Annotated in this window: 14 protein-coding genes and 1 pseudogene; 14 read left to right on the plus strand and 1 reads right to left on the minus strand. The window is 63.9% G+C overall.

Features of this window, described 5'->3' with window-relative positions; translation table 11 throughout:
- The 14 genes and pseudogenes from QZY44_RS21265 to ccoS all read left to right on the plus strand — a co-directional run.
- Positions 1 to 262, plus strand: a pseudogene (locus tag QZY44_RS21265) (hypothetical protein); the annotation flags it as partial.
- The gene (locus QZY44_RS21270; RefSeq protein WP_295451714.1) at positions 262 to 924 is read left to right on the plus strand and encodes a protein-L-isoaspartate(D-aspartate) O-methyltransferase; all 663 of its coding nucleotides are present in this window, start codon (positions 262 to 264) and stop codon (positions 922 to 924) included. The pseudogene QZY44_RS21265 and the gene QZY44_RS21270, both read left to right, overlap by 1 nt.
- Before the next feature lie 25 nt (positions 925 to 949).
- Entirely contained in the window at positions 950 to 1,822 is an 873-nt protein-coding gene (locus QZY44_RS21275) for a peptidoglycan DD-metalloendopeptidase family protein (protein WP_295451722.1), read from the plus strand.
- Between the two features lie 24 nt (positions 1,823 to 1,846).
- Entirely contained in the window at positions 1,847 to 2,914 is a 1,068-nt protein-coding gene (gene rpoS, locus QZY44_RS21280) for an RNA polymerase sigma factor RpoS (protein ID WP_295451726.1), read from the plus strand.
- 572 nt (positions 2,915 to 3,486) lie between these two features.
- Positions 3,487 to 4,920: a cytochrome-c oxidase, cbb3-type subunit I gene (gene ccoN / locus QZY44_RS21285; protein WP_295451733.1), complete on the plus strand. Its 1,434-nt coding sequence runs from the start codon at positions 3,487 to 3,489 to the stop codon at positions 4,918 to 4,920.
- A gap of 22 nt (positions 4,921 to 4,942) precedes the next feature.
- Positions 4,943 to 5,740, plus strand: coding sequence for a cytochrome-c oxidase, cbb3-type subunit II (gene ccoO / locus QZY44_RS21290; RefSeq protein ID WP_295451737.1), 798 nt, complete (start codon positions 4,943 to 4,945; stop codon positions 5,738 to 5,740).
- Positions 5,733 to 5,948 (plus strand): cbb3-type cytochrome c oxidase subunit 3, encoded by a 216-nt coding sequence (locus QZY44_RS21295; RefSeq protein WP_295451741.1) that lies wholly within the window; start codon positions 5,733 to 5,735, stop codon positions 5,946 to 5,948. Before ccoO ends, QZY44_RS21295 begins: the two co-directional genes overlap by 8 nt.
- Complete coding sequence (locus QZY44_RS35915) at positions 5,935 to 6,327, plus strand: cbb3-type cytochrome c oxidase N-terminal domain-containing protein (RefSeq protein WP_365304996.1); 393 nt, start codon at positions 5,935 to 5,937, stop codon at positions 6,325 to 6,327. Before QZY44_RS21295 ends, QZY44_RS35915 begins: the two co-directional genes overlap by 14 nt.
- A complete protein-coding gene (locus tag QZY44_RS35920) occupies positions 6,305 to 6,850 on the plus strand; it encodes a c-type cytochrome (RefSeq protein WP_365304998.1) in 546 nt (181 codons plus the stop codon). Before QZY44_RS35915 ends, QZY44_RS35920 begins: the two co-directional genes overlap by 23 nt.
- Positions 6,851 to 6,931: 81 nt before the next feature.
- A complete protein-coding gene (locus QZY44_RS21305; protein ID WP_295451746.1) occupies positions 6,932 to 7,087 on the plus strand; it encodes a hypothetical protein in 156 nt (51 codons plus the stop codon).
- 228 nt (positions 7,088 to 7,315) lie between these two features.
- Positions 7,316 to 8,746, plus strand: a complete 1,431-nt coding sequence (gene ccoG, locus QZY44_RS21310; RefSeq protein ID WP_295451757.1) for a cytochrome c oxidase accessory protein CcoG — start codon at positions 7,316 to 7,318, stop codon at positions 8,744 to 8,746.
- Positions 8,747 to 8,763: 17 nt separating this feature from the next.
- Positions 8,764 to 9,276, plus strand: a complete 513-nt coding sequence (locus QZY44_RS21315) for a FixH family protein (RefSeq protein ID WP_295451767.1) — start codon at positions 8,764 to 8,766, stop codon at positions 9,274 to 9,276.
- Positions 9,277 to 9,289: 13 nt separating this feature from the next.
- Positions 9,290 to 11,845 (plus strand): heavy metal translocating P-type ATPase, encoded by a 2,556-nt coding sequence (locus QZY44_RS21320; protein WP_295451773.1) that lies wholly within the window; start codon positions 9,290 to 9,292, stop codon positions 11,843 to 11,845.
- Positions 11,824 to 12,078 (plus strand): cbb3-type cytochrome oxidase assembly protein CcoS, encoded by a 255-nt coding sequence (ccoS, locus tag QZY44_RS21325; protein WP_295451782.1) that lies wholly within the window; start codon positions 11,824 to 11,826, stop codon positions 12,076 to 12,078. The genes QZY44_RS21320 and ccoS overlap by 22 nt, the downstream gene beginning before the upstream one ends.
- Here the strand turns inward: ccoS and QZY44_RS21330 are convergent.
- Positions 12,064 to 13,845 carry an N-acetylmuramoyl-L-alanine amidase gene (locus QZY44_RS21330; protein WP_295451787.1) on the minus strand — a complete coding sequence of 594 codons (1,782 nt, stop codon included), beginning with the start codon at positions 13,843 to 13,845 and terminating at the stop codon, positions 12,064 to 12,066. The genes ccoS and QZY44_RS21330 overlap by 15 nt on opposite strands.
- Positions 13,846 to 13,996: the final 151 nt, after the last annotated feature.

Genomic DNA, 13,996 nt, shown 5'->3' on the forward strand with positions numbered 1-13,996 from the left:
CATCTCCCACCATGGCACGCTCGAAGTCGGCACGATGGATACGGGCAGCACGAAATACTGGTCCGACGGCGGAAACGTCACGTTGGACGGCGACTATGACAATAGCGGGCCGAACGGAACCGCGACGATCACGGCCATCACCACGTCGGTGGGCACCGGTGGCGCCGGCGCCGGCTATGTCTCCATCAGTCCGCTCCAGGTCGATTTGACCCGTCACGGCGCCTTGGCGGCGCTCGGGACCTGGCTGCGGGCGTGCGACTGATGTCCGACTTGAGTCGTTTAGGGATCGGCATGACCTCCCAGCGGACCCGGGAGCGGCTGATCGCGCGCCTGACTGAGGCCGGGATCACCCACCCAGACGTGTTGCGGGTCATGCGTGAGTTGCCGCGGCACCTGTTCGTGGATGAGGCTCTGGCCAGTCGCGCCTATGAGGATTCACCCCTGCCCATCGGGCTCGGCCAGACTATCTCCCAGCCCTACATCGTGGCGCGCATGACCCAGACACTGCTGGAGCATGGACCCTGCGATACGGTGCTGGAGGTGGGGACCGGCTCCGGTTTCCAGACGGCGGTGCTGGCCGCCCTGGTGCGACGGGTCTACAGCATCGAGCGCATTGCCTCACTCCAGGAGCACGCCCAGCAACGCCTGCGGCAGCTCAAGGTGCGCAACGTACGTTGCCGTTATGGCGATGGGTTCCAGGGGTGGCCCGACTATGCCCCGTACGACGGCATTCTGGTCACCGCCGCGCCGCGCGGGGTGCCGCGCGCCCTGGCCGAGCAACTGGCGCCAGCGGGCTGCCTGGTGTTGCCGATGGGCGATGGGGTCAGGCAGGTACTGATGCGGGTTACCCGGACCGCTGAAGGGTTCGATCAGCAGGTGCTGGAGCCGGTGAGTTTTGTGCCATTACTCGCGGGTGTCGCCTGATGGGCAACGGTCGGATTTAGCGTCAATGCGCTGGCTTCACCGACCCAGGCACCCGGCACGTCAGTGCGTCGTTGCGCTGCATTGGCGCAACGCCGGTGCGCCGGGCCGCTGGTGGCCGGTGGCGCTGCTGCGGATCGGTATCCTGGCCGGCCTGCTGATCCTGGGTGGTTGCGCCGGCACCAGCAGCGGGCCCGCCCCGGTGGTGGGCTGGGAGGGCGCGCGGGCGGCCCCGCCGGTCCAGCGCCAGATACCCAAGGGCTACTACCGGGTCCGTGAGGGTGATAGCCTGGGTACGATTGCCGAGCGCCGCCACGTCAGCGTCCAACAGTTGATCGCTTGGAACCACCTCAAGCCCCCTTATGCGCTTTACCGTGGCAAGCTGTTGCGGGTCGTAGCGCCGCGCGTGCCGCCCGCCAGGTCGACGCCCGGGGCGGCGGTTGACGCGCCGGCGCGCGCCGCCGATCGCAAGGTTGAGGTGGCCCGCGAGTCGGCGCCGACCCCAAGTCGCCGCGCCGGTGCCGCCGCCGTGGACTGGGCTTGGCCGCTGGTGGGCGTCGTCAAGCAGGGGTTCCTCGCCGGTGATCCGGCCCGCCAAGGGCTGCGGATCAGTTGTCGCCCGGGCGAGGCGGTGCGTTCGGCGGCCGCGGGCCAGGTGGCTTACAGCGGCAGTGGACTCAAGGGTTACGGCAACCTTATCATCGTGAAACATAACAAGGACTATCTCAGCGCGTACGGCTTCAATCGGCGACTACTCGTCAAGGAGGGGGATGGCGTCACACGCGGCCAGGTCTTGGCCGAATGCGGCCAGGGACCGGATGGAACGGCGCTGCTGCACTTCGAGGTGCGCCGCGACGGCGCAGCGGTCAACCCGCTGCTGTACCTGCCCCCGCGCGAATAGTACCGTCTGAGCGGACTGACGGAGATGTGGATGTCAACCACCGAGAACCTGGACATCGGCGAGCTCGAGCTCGAGGGCGAGCGCGAGATTGATCTCGACCCGGACACTGAGGAGTTGATCCTGAGCGGCGATGAGGACCCCAAGGAGGGCATCGAACGGATCGAGGATGCGGATGTCATCGAGCGCGTGCAGATTCCCCTCGAGGGGGGCGAACGAGAGACTGCGGACTCGGCGAATGAACGTTTCGACACCGGTGACAGCGATCTCGATGCGACCCGTCTCTACCTCAACGAGATCGGTGAGTCGCGGTTGCTGACCGCGGCGGAGGAGGTCTCGCTCTCCCGACTTGCCCACGGCGGCGACAACGCCGCGCGGGCGCGCATGATCGTCTGCAACCTTCGCCTGGTGGTGAAGATCGCGCGCCGCTATCTCAATCGCGGGTTGCCGCTCCTGGACCTCATTGAGGAGGGTAATCTGGGGCTGATCCGCGCCGTGGAGAAGTTTGACCCGGAGCGGGGCTTTCGCTTTTCCACCTACGCCACCTGGTGGATCCGCCAGACGATCGAGCGGGCCATCATGAACCAGACCCGCACCGTTCGGCTGCCCATCCATGTGCTCAAAGAGATCAATATCTATCTCAAGGCCGCACGCGTTCTCGCCCAGCAACTCGACCGCGAGCCGACCACCGAAGACATCGCGATACTCTTGGACAAGCCGCTCGTTGAGGTTAAGCGCATGCTGGGGCTGAACGAGCGGGCGACGTCGGTGGACACGCCCTGCGGCAAGGACGCGGACCGTCCACTGGTCGACCTGCTCGAGGACCCGTCAGTCGATGATCCCACTGATGAAATCCAGGACGAGGACCTCCGGGCGAATCTCGCGCATTGGCTGGGCAAGCTCAACGAGAAACAGCGCGAGGTGGTCGAGCGTCGTTTCGGGCTCCACGGTCACGAGTATTCCACCCTGGCACGGGTGGCGCTGGAGATGGGTGTGACCCGCGAACGGGTGCGGCAGATCCAGCTGGACGCCCTGCGGCGTCTGCGCGATATGCTCGAAAAGGAAGGATTTTCAATCGATTCATTTTTCCAATGAGTCCGTTATCCGCCCCACCACTGGCCGATCTTGCGGTATGGGGCCGGCGCGGCGCTGACCGGTAACCGACTGCGGTTTCGACTCTTTTGGTGGCGACGCCGGGCGGGTTAAGTGCCGGCCAACCGCGCCCACCGCCGCCCGGCCAAATTCCCTTGGTAGCGTTTATCTTGACTTTCAAGTTCCGTTCCAGTGTCATTGCCGCCCTTAAGGTGCGAGTGTTGCTTAAGCGGTTGGCCTCTGTACCAAGTGACTCACACTGACTCGACCGTGCAGAAAGCACGGAGTGCGCCACTCGACTGGGTGGCCTGAGAATTAATAGAAAGGATTAATATAATTTCTCAGGATTGACCGGATCGGCAGTGGCAACACCACCGCTTCATGCTCCTGTTGATCCTGAAGAATTCTGTTGGTCCTGGTGATTTCCGACGCACCGGAGCGGTCTTCGCGGTGCGGTTGGTATCCTGCGGCGCGTCGCTTGCTCGCGCGGCCTCTCTTTAGGGATCGACGTGAGGCAAGGTTGGCCGGAGTGCCCCCGTGTCCGCTGTTGTCTCATCTAACTCCCGGGAGGGCTTATGGAATCCGGATTGGAGCAGAAGTACAACTTCGACGTTGTACGCTGGTTCACCATCATGGCGGTCGTCTACCTGGTGGTGGGGGCGTCGGTCGGCGTCTATATCGCCTCGGAGCTGGCGTGGCCGTTCCTCAACTTCGATAGCCCCTACATCTCGTTCGGGCGTCTGCGACCGCTGCACACCAATGCGGTGATCTTTGCCTTCGGCGGCTGTACCCTGATGGCCACCGCCTTCTATACGGTGCAGCGTACCTGCGGCGTACGGCTGTGGAGCGATAAACTCGCCTGGTTTGTCTTCTGGGGGTGGAATACCGTCATCCTGCTGGCGGTGATCACGCTGCCGTTGGGACTCACCGAGGCCAAGGAATATGCTGAACTGGAGTGGCCGGTCGATATCCTGATCGCCGTCGTCTGGCTCACCTTCACGTTCAATTTCATCATGACCATCGCCACCCGCAAATCATCGCACATCTATGTGTCGAACTGGTTCTTCCTCGGCATGATGGTGATGATCGTCTACCTGCACGTGGTCAACAGTCTGGCAATCCCCGTGGGGCTGTTCAAGTCCTATTCACTGTTCGCCGGGGTCCAGGACGCCATGATTCAGTGGTGGTGGGGTCACAACGCGGTGGGCTTTTATCTCACCGCCGGTTTCCTCGGCATCATGTACTATTTTGTGCCCAAGCAGGCCGGGCGCCCGATCTATTCCTATCGCCTCTCCGTCATCCATTTCTGGGCATTGATGTTCGGTTATGTCTGGCTCGGCGCACATCACCTGCAATACACCGCGTTGCCTGATTGGACCGGCTCGCTGGGGGCGGCGGTGTCGATCGCCATGATCATCCCCTCATGGGGCGGTGCGGTCAACGGCATGATGACGCTGTCGGGCGCCTGGGATCGGCTGCGGACCGACTATGTCCTGCGCTTCCTCATCATGGCGCTGGCGTTTTACGCGATGTCCACCTTTGAAGGTCCGGTCATGGCGATCAAGACCGTCAATGCCCTTTCGCACTATACGGATTGGACGATCGGCCATGTCCATTCGGGGGCACTGGGCTGGGTGGCTGGGATCTCCATCGGCGCGATCTACCACCTGATGACACGCCTCTACCACACCGAACTGTTTTCCGAGCGGCTGGTGAACTTCCACTTCTGGACCGCGACCATCGGCACTGTCGTCTATATCACCGCCATGTGGGTCTCCGGGATCATGCAGGGTCTGATGTGGCGTGCCTATGACGAATACGGGACCCTGGCCTATACCTTCGTCGAGTCGGTGGATGCCATGCACCCCTACTATGCGATGCGGGCCGTCGGCGGTGCGATTTTCCTCGTCGGCGCCATCGTCATGCTCTTTAATGTGCTGATGACCGTTCGCAAGTCTGCCTGCGCGGGCAGCCTGGCGGCGGCACGCACCGTGCCGGCCGCGGCCTGATCACCACCGGAGATTAAGCGAAATGGCTGAGCAAAAAGTCAAAGCGAAGAGCTTCCAGGAATGGATGGAAATCAACATCTGGGGCCTGCTCTTCTTCCTGGCCCTGGCCCTGTCGGTGGGCGGGCTGGTGGAGATCGTACCGCTCTTCATCATGAAGAATACCATGGAGAACAATCGGTTCCCCGAACTTGTCTGGGCCAAGGCCGGCACCGAGCCGATCGTGACGGTGGACGCCGATGGCAAGCCGGTCTGGAACTGGGCGCCGGGCGACGGGGTGCGCCCCTATACCGCTCTGGAACTGGCCGGCCGCGACATCTATGAACGCGAGGGCTGCTATCTGTGTCACTCACAGATGATCCGTCCATTCCGCGATGAGAAGGAGCGCTACGGGCATTATTCGTTGGCCGCCGAGTCGATCTTCGATCATCCGATGCAATGGGGTTCCAAGCGCACCGGTCCGGACTTGGCCCGGGTGGGCGGTAAGTATTCCGATGATTGGCACCGCCAACACCTGCGCCGCCCGCAGAATCTGGTGCCTGAATCGGTGATGCCGGCCTATGTGTGGCTGGACAAGACCCCCGTCGATCCGGATCGGTCAATCAGGATGTTCGGCAAGACACTGTGGTCGCTTCCGACCGGCTCGAGGATGCAGCGGCACATGCGGGGCCTGCGAGCCATCGGCGTCCCCTACGCGGATGCAGATATTGCGGCGGCGGCGCAGTTGGTCGACGGCAAGACTGAATTGGATGCCCTGGTCAGCTATTTGCAGGTACTGGGTACCATGGCCCGGCTGGATGACGCCAAGGCCTACCGTGAATAGCCTTGCCGAGTACTTCCATACCGATTGGGCGGCGATGACGGTCAGCGACTGGGTCGGTACGATACTGACCGTCGTTATCTTCGTCCTGATGGTCCTGGTGTACTTCCAGGTCTTCCGTCCCAAGAACCGGGATCGACTCGAAGCACGCAAGTACATCCCGTTCGAAGACGACAACGAATTCAACGGAGACAAAGATGGCGGAAAATAATCCCTTCCCCGGTGAGAATAACACCGGGCATGTCTGGGACGGTAATCTGCGGGAACTGCGAAACCCGCCGCCCCGCTGGTGGATGCTGGCCTTCTGGGCCTCACTGGCCTTTTGGGTCGGGTATGGGATACTCTATCCCATGTGGCCGGTCGGTCAGCAGCCGACACCCGGCGTATTGGGCTGGAGCCAGATCAGGGAGTACCAGGAGGACGCCGCGGTCCTGACCGCCAAGCGTGCCAAGTTTGAGGACAGGATCGCCGCGATGACACCCGCTGAGATCATTGCCGATCCCGGTCTCAAGCAATACACCCTGGCCGCCGCCAAGGTGCTGTTCGGCGACAACTGCCGCGCCTGTCATGGGACCGGGGGGCGCCGGTAACCCCGGCTTCCCGGTGCTCGCCGATGACGACTGGCTCTATGGCGGCACCCCCGCCAAGATTCAGGAGACCATCACCGGGGGCCGTGGTGGTCAGATGACTGCACACGAGAAGGTGCTGACCGCATCCGAGATCGATACACTGGCCAAGTGGGTGGTGCAGATGCATGACACACTCGGCAAAGGGGGGAGCGAGGAGGGCTGGGCACTGTTCAAGACCAAGGGCTGCATCGCCTGTCATGGTGAGAAGGCCAACGGGCACCTCGTCGACCTGCCCAATGGTGAGTTCGTCACCATCGGTGCCGCCAACCTCACGGATGGGATTTGGCGTTACGAACCGGGTGGCTATGAGAGCGCCAAGTACACCATCACCTATGGGGTCAACCAACCCGGGGTCCCCCAGACCCGGATTGCCGTGATGCCGGTGTTCGGGCCGGATGCGACCCATGGTAACCAGGCCAAACTGAGTCCGCAGGACATCAAGAAACTCGTGGTCTATGTCCACGAACTCGGGGGCGGACAGTAGCGGCCGCCATCGAAGACTGTCCCGACGGGCGGTGCCTGGCGCCGCCCGCCGCCCGAACACTGTAACGAGGGGGGCATTGCCTTGAATGTACTGACCAACCTGATGAACTGGGACCCGGTGGCCTGGATGTCCATCCTGATGGTCCTGGGCGCGGTCGCCATTGTCGTCTTCCTGGCCTTCAAGGTCGCCGCCTTGATCAAGCACGACGCGCAGGCACACAAGAACGACGAGCCGTAGGGTTCGCTGAGCGGACCGATCGCTTGGTCGTGGCGATGATCCGCCCGGGGAGGGGGCTGCCGCAGTTGCGGCATCCCCCTTTTTTCTTGCTGTCAGTTTAGTCTAGTCAATCAGTTATAATTGCCAAAACGCATTGTTTAGGGGGGCTCTGGAGCGTAGGTTTTCGGTTTGACCAAGGCCGGCCGCGCGGCGGTGACGGATGGTCGACCCCTCGATTGGAGATGGTTCGTGAGTACGAGCAAATTGAGTCCGGCACCAACGACGGTGGACGCACTCTACGATGAAGCCGCCCACTGGCATGTGAATTCCGGCGGCGAGACGATCCATGCCAAGCGACTCGCCGGTCGCTGGCGGACCATCAAATGGATGACCGCCTCGGTCTGGGTGGTCTTTTTCTTGGGCCCCTATCTGCACTGGGATGGCCGTCAGGCGGTCCTGTTCGATATCCCGAATCGCCAATATCATCTCTTCGGCGTGACGGTCCTGCCCCAGGACTTCTGGATGCTGTCGCTGGTGCTGCTCTTTTTCGCGATTCTGCTCGCGGTGGCCACCGCACTCGCGGGACGGGTCTGGTGCGGATTTTTCTGCTTCCAGACCGTCTGGACGGACGTCTTCACCTGGATCGAGGAGCGACTGGAGGGTGCACCGCCCCAGCGGCGCAAGCTCGACCAGGCGCCACTGACGTTCAGCAAGCTGCGCATCAGGGCGACCAAGCACCTGCTGTGGCTCATCATCGGCTTCGCGACCGGCTTCAGTTTCGTCTCCTGGTTCACGGTCGCCGCGGATCTGTGGCGGGAGTTCTTTACCGGGCAGGCGGACCGGGTGGTCTATATCACGGTCGCGCTCTTTACCGTTGGCACCTATCTACTGGCGGGCTTCCTGCGCGAGCAGGTGTGCTTTTGGCTCTGTCCCTATGCCCGTATCCAGGGCGTGATGCTCGACAAGGCCACCGTAGTGCCAACCTACGACGAGCGGCGCGGGGAGCCCCGCGGCCGGCTGCACAAGGGGTCGGCCGCGCCGCTGTCGCTCGGCGATTGTGTGGAGTGCAGCCAGTGCGTCGCCGTCTGTCCCACCGGCATCGATATCCGTTTTGGTCAGCAGGAGGGTTGTATCACCTGTGCCCTGTGCATCGACGCCTGTGACGCGGTGATGGACAAGGTCGGGCGTCCGCGGGGTCTGATCCGTTACGCCTCGCTCGACGAGCTCGAGGGCAAGCCCGCCCGGGCGCTCTTCAAGCGTGCGCGGGTGTGGGTCTACGGCGGCATCCTGGTGACCGCGCTGTCGGGTATCGTCTACGGTCTGTCTACTCTGGATGCCGTGGATCTGAAGGTCCTGCACGAGCGGGCACCCCTGTTCGTGAGCCTGAAAGACGGCTCGATACAGAACCGCTACACCCTGAAACTCCTGAACAAGATGCCCGAGGCACTGATGGTGCGGATCAGCGTCAGCGGCCCTGCGGGTCTCACCCTGGTGGGGGCGGACGCACCGGTCGCCGTTGCCCCCGGCGGCGTCACCCCGGCCGAGGTCTTCGTCAAGGTCCCGCGGGCGAGCCTGACGCGGGAGCAGGAGCCGATCCGGTTTGGCGTGGAGACGGTTCGCCCCAATGGTCAGGTCATCCGGGCCGAGCGCACCAGCGTGTTCGTCGGCCCGCACCACTAGCTTAGAGATCAATTGCCATGCAACCATCCACCACCTGTGACACCCTCGACTCGCCCTGGCGCAACCCCTGGGTGCTGGCCTGGATCGGCCTGGTGGCGACCGTGCTGGTGGTCAACGCGACCTTCATCTATTTTGCCATCGCCACCAACCCGGGGCTGGTCGCCGACGATTATTATGACCGCGGCCAGCACTACGAGAAGACCTTGGCCTCACGGCTGGCCAAGGACCCGGGTTGGACCCAGCGCATCGATATCCCGGATGATCTTAAGGCCTCGGTGCCCGCAACCATCCTGGTCACCTTGGTGGACAAGGCCGGCGTGCCGGTGACACCGGATCAGGTCACCTTCTTCGCCTATCGGTCATCTGACAAGGCGCGGGATTTCGCCGTGCCTATGACGGCAGATAGTCCAGGGCGCTACTCGGCTCGGGTGACCTTCCCGCTGTTCGGGGCCTGGGACGCGCTGATCGCGGTGCGCCACGGCGAGGATGAGGTGACGACCGGGGAGCGCATCGACGTCGCGCGTCCCTGAGTGCCCGGTCCCAGTGCCCTCAGCAGCGCTCGCGCCCGCGCCTGGCTGTTTTCACTGCGGCCTGCCGCTACCCCTGGGGTCTGACGTCGCGGCGGTGATCCGTGAGAGCCCAAGGGCCTTCTGCTGCACCGGCTGCCGGGCAGTCTGCGAGGCCATCCACGCGGCCAGTCTCGAGGGCTTCTACCGCCGCACCCAAGAGGGTGAGCCGCTGGGGCCGCCACCCGAACTGCCCAGCGACCTGTCGCTCTACGACTTGGACGCGGTGCAGGAGGAGTTCGTCGATACCACGGTTGCCGAGCGGGAGATCAACCTGCTGGTCGAGGGCATTCACTGCGCCGCCTGTGTCTGGCTGATCGAGACCGGGCTCAAGACCCTGCCGGGTGTCGGTGAGGCGCGGGTCAACCTGACCGGGCGACGGCTGCGGGTGCGCTGGGACAACGCCCGGCTGCCGCTCTCGCGCATCTTGCGCCGCCTCGGCGATCTGGGCTATGCCGCTGTCCCCTTCGACCCGGAGTCCGCCGAGGGCGCCCTGCGCCGGGCGGGTCGCGCGCAGCTCTACCGCCTGGCCTGGGCCGGGTTTGCCATGATGAACCTGCTGTGGGTGTCCATTGCACTCTACAGCGGGGCCGACCAGGGCGAGTTTCTCGGCCTCTTTCAGTGGACCGGCTGCCTGCTGGCCACTCCGACCCTGATCTACGCGGGCTATCCCTTCTATAAGGGCGCCTGGAACGGGCTGCGCAGCGGGCATCTGAGCATGGACCTGCCGATCGCCATCGGCGCATCCATCACCTACTTGTACTCGCTCTATGTCACGGTCAGCGGGACCCGGGCGGGGGAGGTCTACTGGGATACGGTGGTCAACTTCCTGTTCGTGATCCTGCTGGGGCGCTTCCTGGAGGGGCTGTCCAGGCGCGAGGCGGTCGCCGCGACGGCGCGCCTGCTCGACCTTCAGCCCAAGGTTGCCACTGTGCTGCGGGAGGACACGCAGACGGTGGTCGCGATCCGCTCGATCGTCGCCGGCGAACGGGTCCTGGTGCGCGCGGGTGAGCGCGTGCCGGTGGACGGCACCGTGCTGGAGGGTGTGAGCGAGGTGGACGAGTCGATGCTGAGCGGCGAGTCCCGGCCGGTGCCCAAAGCGGTGGGGGAGGGCGTCTGCGCCGGGACCATCAACGGCGCCGGGGTGCTCACCGTGCGCGCCACGGCAACCCTGCGCGACACTGCACTGGGGCAGATCATCCGACTGGTCGAGGACGCCCAGGCGAGCCGCGCCCCCATCCAGCGACTGACGGACCGCATCGTCCCCTGGTTCGTGGCGCTGACCCTGGGGCTCGGCGTCCTGACCTTCGTGGCCTGGGTCGGGGTGGACCTGCAGACCGCAATCCTGGCCGGCACCGCGGTGCTGATCGTCACCTGTCCCTGTGCCTTGGGTATGGCGACCCCGATGGCGGTGGCGGTCGCCGCCGGGCTCGGCGCCTCGCGCGGTATCCTCATCAAGAATGGGGCCGTGCTTGAACGCCTGTCGTCCATCGACCATGTCGTCTTCGACAAGACCGGCACCCTCACCACCGGCCGGCCAGCGGTGACGGGGTGGCGTCGCGGTGCGGCGCCCTGGCAGACCGTGACGTCAGCGCCGCCGGCACTCGACGCGCAGGAGCGCGAGCAACTGCGCCGGGTCGGTGCCCTGGAGCGGCGCTCGGAACACCCCGCCGCTGTGGCGGTGCTGGCCCTGTGCGAGCAACTGGGAATCGCGACCCTCGGTGCCCGGGTCGAGTCGGTGGAGGTGGTCCCCGGCCTGGGTATCCGCGGCCAGGTGGACGGTGCCCTGGTGGTGGTCGGCAGTGCCGATTGGCTAGAGCGCCATGGGGTGGAAGCGGCGGCGTCCGCCGGCGCTGCGGCAGCATCCCCCGGTGAGCCGGACGGCGGCCTGATCCACTGTGTCGTCGCGGGTCATCCGCCCCTGGTCCTAGCCACCGAAGACCGCCTGCGCCCGGAGGCGGCCGCGGTCGTGCGCCGGATGCGGGCACAGGGTATCCGCGTGACCCTGTTGACGGGCGACCGCCGCGCGGTGGCCGAGCGTATTGCCGCCGACCTGGGCGATGTGCAGGTGATTGCCGACGTCCGCCCGGAGGCCAAAGACCAGGTGATCGCGGAGCTCCAGCGGTGCGGGCAGCGGGTCGCCATGGTCGGCGACGGAGTCAACGACGCCCCGGCCCTGGTGCGTGCGGACGTCGGCATCGCCATGGGCAGCGGCACCGATGTGTCGATTGCCAGTGCCGACATCGTGCTGATGTCCAATGACCTGGAGCGGGTGGCGCAGGCCGCGGAGCTCTCCCGCCGTACACTGCGAACCATTCGCCAGAACATCGGCATTTCCGTCGTCTATAACCTGATCATGGTCCCGCTGGCGATGGCTGCCGTACTCACCCCACTCATCGCCGCCATCGCCATGCCGCTGAGTTCGCTCGCCGTCATCGGTAATTCGGCGCGTATTCGTCGCCTGTTCACCGGCCGCGCCGAAGCTGCTGCGATCCCAAACGGAGGTTCCAGATGGAAGTCATCTACGCCCTGATTCCCGGCATGATCATCCTCGGCCTGGCCGCGGTCGCGGTGCTGTTCTGGGCCGCGCGCAGCGGCCAGTTCGACGACCTGGACGGCGACGGCCGACGGATCCTGATGGACGAGGACGAGGAGGAGCCCGGCCGCGTGCCGGATGCCGACCCGCCGCCAGGCTCCGCCAAACCCGGTGCACCGGCAGCGGCAGGCCCTACCAAGTGTTGCGAAACGCAGTCAGGTATCAGATGACATCGCGGCCAAATAGCGTTGGGCCATATTGGCAATGCGGGTTCCTCGATCCAAGCTTTGCCCCCGATCAACGATCACCTTGTCGCCGTTAATGATTTCGCGGGCGCTGCGGAAATCGTTGGTGACTCCGTCAAAGTAATTCGCGAGTTTGTGTTTGCCTCGAAACGCCCCGTCCTTCATGCCCTGGACCAGGATCGTTGCGGCAATCTCCGGGCGGCTGGACACGAGGTCAGGGTGGTTGACGATGTCTTCGCGCAGGCGCTTCCCCCAGGTTTCGTAATTGGCCCGTCCGGTCACTTGGACATAGCCACGTCCCCGGAAGCGGAAACCGTCACCCTTTTGCGTATTGCCTAAGTCCTTGCGGCCCTCATACTTGCGTTGAGCAGCCGTAGGCCCCCAAAGCTCCGACATGAATTTGCCGGCAAGGGACTCATGTTCGGATGTGGCGAGCACATAGGCGACTTGGGCGGGGTTGGTGACACCGCTCGCCACGCACTCGGCGACGATGACGGGAATGGAAACCTTGGCAAATTTGCGTAAGGCGGGGTTGGCGGCATCTATCAAGCTATCGACATCAAAGCCTGATACGGGGCGCGGGGCTTTGGGGGCTGGCTCCGCCGGTGCCGGGGCTGCCGCCGGCTCCGCCGGTGATCGGGCCGCCGGGCCGGCGGTAGGCGGCGCCGCTGCTGTGGGTACCAAGACCAAGTCGCCCGGCTTGATTTTGCGGGCCTTCTTGTCGTCGAAGGGATTGCCGTCGACATCCAGCAACTCCTTCCATCGGCGCCCACTGCCTAAGTGACGGGCGGCGATGGCAGACAGGGTGTCGCCGGACTTGACGACTATCCGGGTGGTTGCCGCCGCTGGCGCAGGTGCCGCCGCGACTCCTATCGCCAAAGTATCCGCGTTACCGTCGAAGGCTATGGGCAGATTCAATTCCTCCGCAAGCTGCGAAGCGAGGACATAGCCCTTCTCCAGGACCAGGGAGACGATCTCGGCTTCCTCGCTTCCCCCGGGTATTGACACCGTTGGTTCCAAGAACTCTGGCGTCAGGTAAATCACGTCCTCCCTGCCTGCCGGGAGCACAACCATGCTATCCGCCGATGCATTGAGCAGCATCCAGCCCAAACCCTCGGTCAGGGAGGAAACTTTCAGGTAAGCCTCTTCGTTGGCTACCAGTGAACCGGTCAAGTGGGCGCCATTGATGCTCGCCTGGACGTTGGCACCCTGGGTTTCGTCCTCGCCGGCGCCTTGTATGAAGGCCTTGACCAATTCGCGGAATCGGTTCCCCACCTGGCTAGGGGATAGTTCAGACTCCCATGTCAAAACCATGGGGTCCCATTTGCCCTTCTGCTTGATATTCAAATTCCGCTGGACCTCGCCATGGCCCAGCACGGTGGTGGGCGTCACTGGGATGTTGTAGGTCTTGCACAAGTCGGCGGCGACTTCGGCCATCTTGCGCCATTGCACCTCGGTCATGGGGAAGTTGCCCGGGTCGAAAGGATGTTCTTGCGCCCCAGCCATGCAGCAAACGGAAATGCCGATGGAGCCCGTGTTGCAGCCTAAGGTATGGGCCGCGTAGTTTCCGTCCCGGGTCGATTCATTGTCTTTGATGGAATGAAGACCCCGTACCAAGGTGCCATCCCCTTCGATGACGATATGGTAGCTTTTTTTCTCCAATGGTGAAGCCCTATGCGCACCGGCGGTCCAGTGGCAAATAATGCGCTTCATGTTGGCCGCAGGCATCCAGGACGTATCGACTGTGTTCATGGTGTGTCCCCTTTGATACTACCGTGTGACGGTGTCTTGTTATTTTGCAGGATTTCTTAGCGCACTGAAGACTCTTGAACACGACTTAGAGACGGCATGTGATGTCTTCATCATCGCTATCCTCAGCCGTCGGGGCGCCGGGCAACCGGCG

Source organism: uncultured Thiodictyon sp., assembly GCA_903837595.1.
Lineage (GTDB): Bacteria > Pseudomonadota > Gammaproteobacteria > Chromatiales > Chromatiaceae > Thiodictyon.

Bases quoted from the DNA above. Each gene is read 5' to 3' on its own strand.
- QZY44_RS21270 (WP_295451714.1), top strand. From the start codon at position 262: ATGTCCGACTTGAGTCGTTTAGGGATCGGCATGACCTCCCAGCGGACC.
- QZY44_RS21275 (WP_295451722.1), top strand. From the start codon at position 950: ATGCGCTGGCTTCACCGACCCAGGCACCCGGCACGTCAGTGCGTCGTT.
- rpoS (WP_295451726.1), top strand. From the start codon at position 1,847: ATGTGGATGTCAACCACCGAGAACCTGGACATCGGCGAGCTCGAGCTC.
- ccoN (WP_295451733.1), top strand. From the start codon at position 3,487: ATGGAATCCGGATTGGAGCAGAAGTACAACTTCGACGTTGTACGCTGG.
- ccoO (WP_295451737.1), top strand. From the start codon at position 4,943: ATGGCTGAGCAAAAAGTCAAAGCGAAGAGCTTCCAGGAATGGATGGAA.
- QZY44_RS35915 (WP_365304996.1), top strand. From the start codon at position 5,935: ATGGCGGAAAATAATCCCTTCCCCGGTGAGAATAACACCGGGCATGTC.
- QZY44_RS35920 (WP_365304998.1), top strand. From the start codon at position 6,305: ATGGGACCGGGGGGCGCCGGTAACCCCGGCTTCCCGGTGCTCGCCGAT.
- QZY44_RS21315 (WP_295451767.1), top strand. From the start codon at position 8,764: ATGCAACCATCCACCACCTGTGACACCCTCGACTCGCCCTGGCGCAAC.
- ccoS (WP_295451782.1), top strand. From the start codon at position 11,824: ATGGAAGTCATCTACGCCCTGATTCCCGGCATGATCATCCTCGGCCTG.
- QZY44_RS21330 (WP_295451787.1), bottom strand. From the start codon at position 13,845: ATGAACACAGTCGATACGTCCTGGATGCCTGCGGCCAACATGAAGCGC.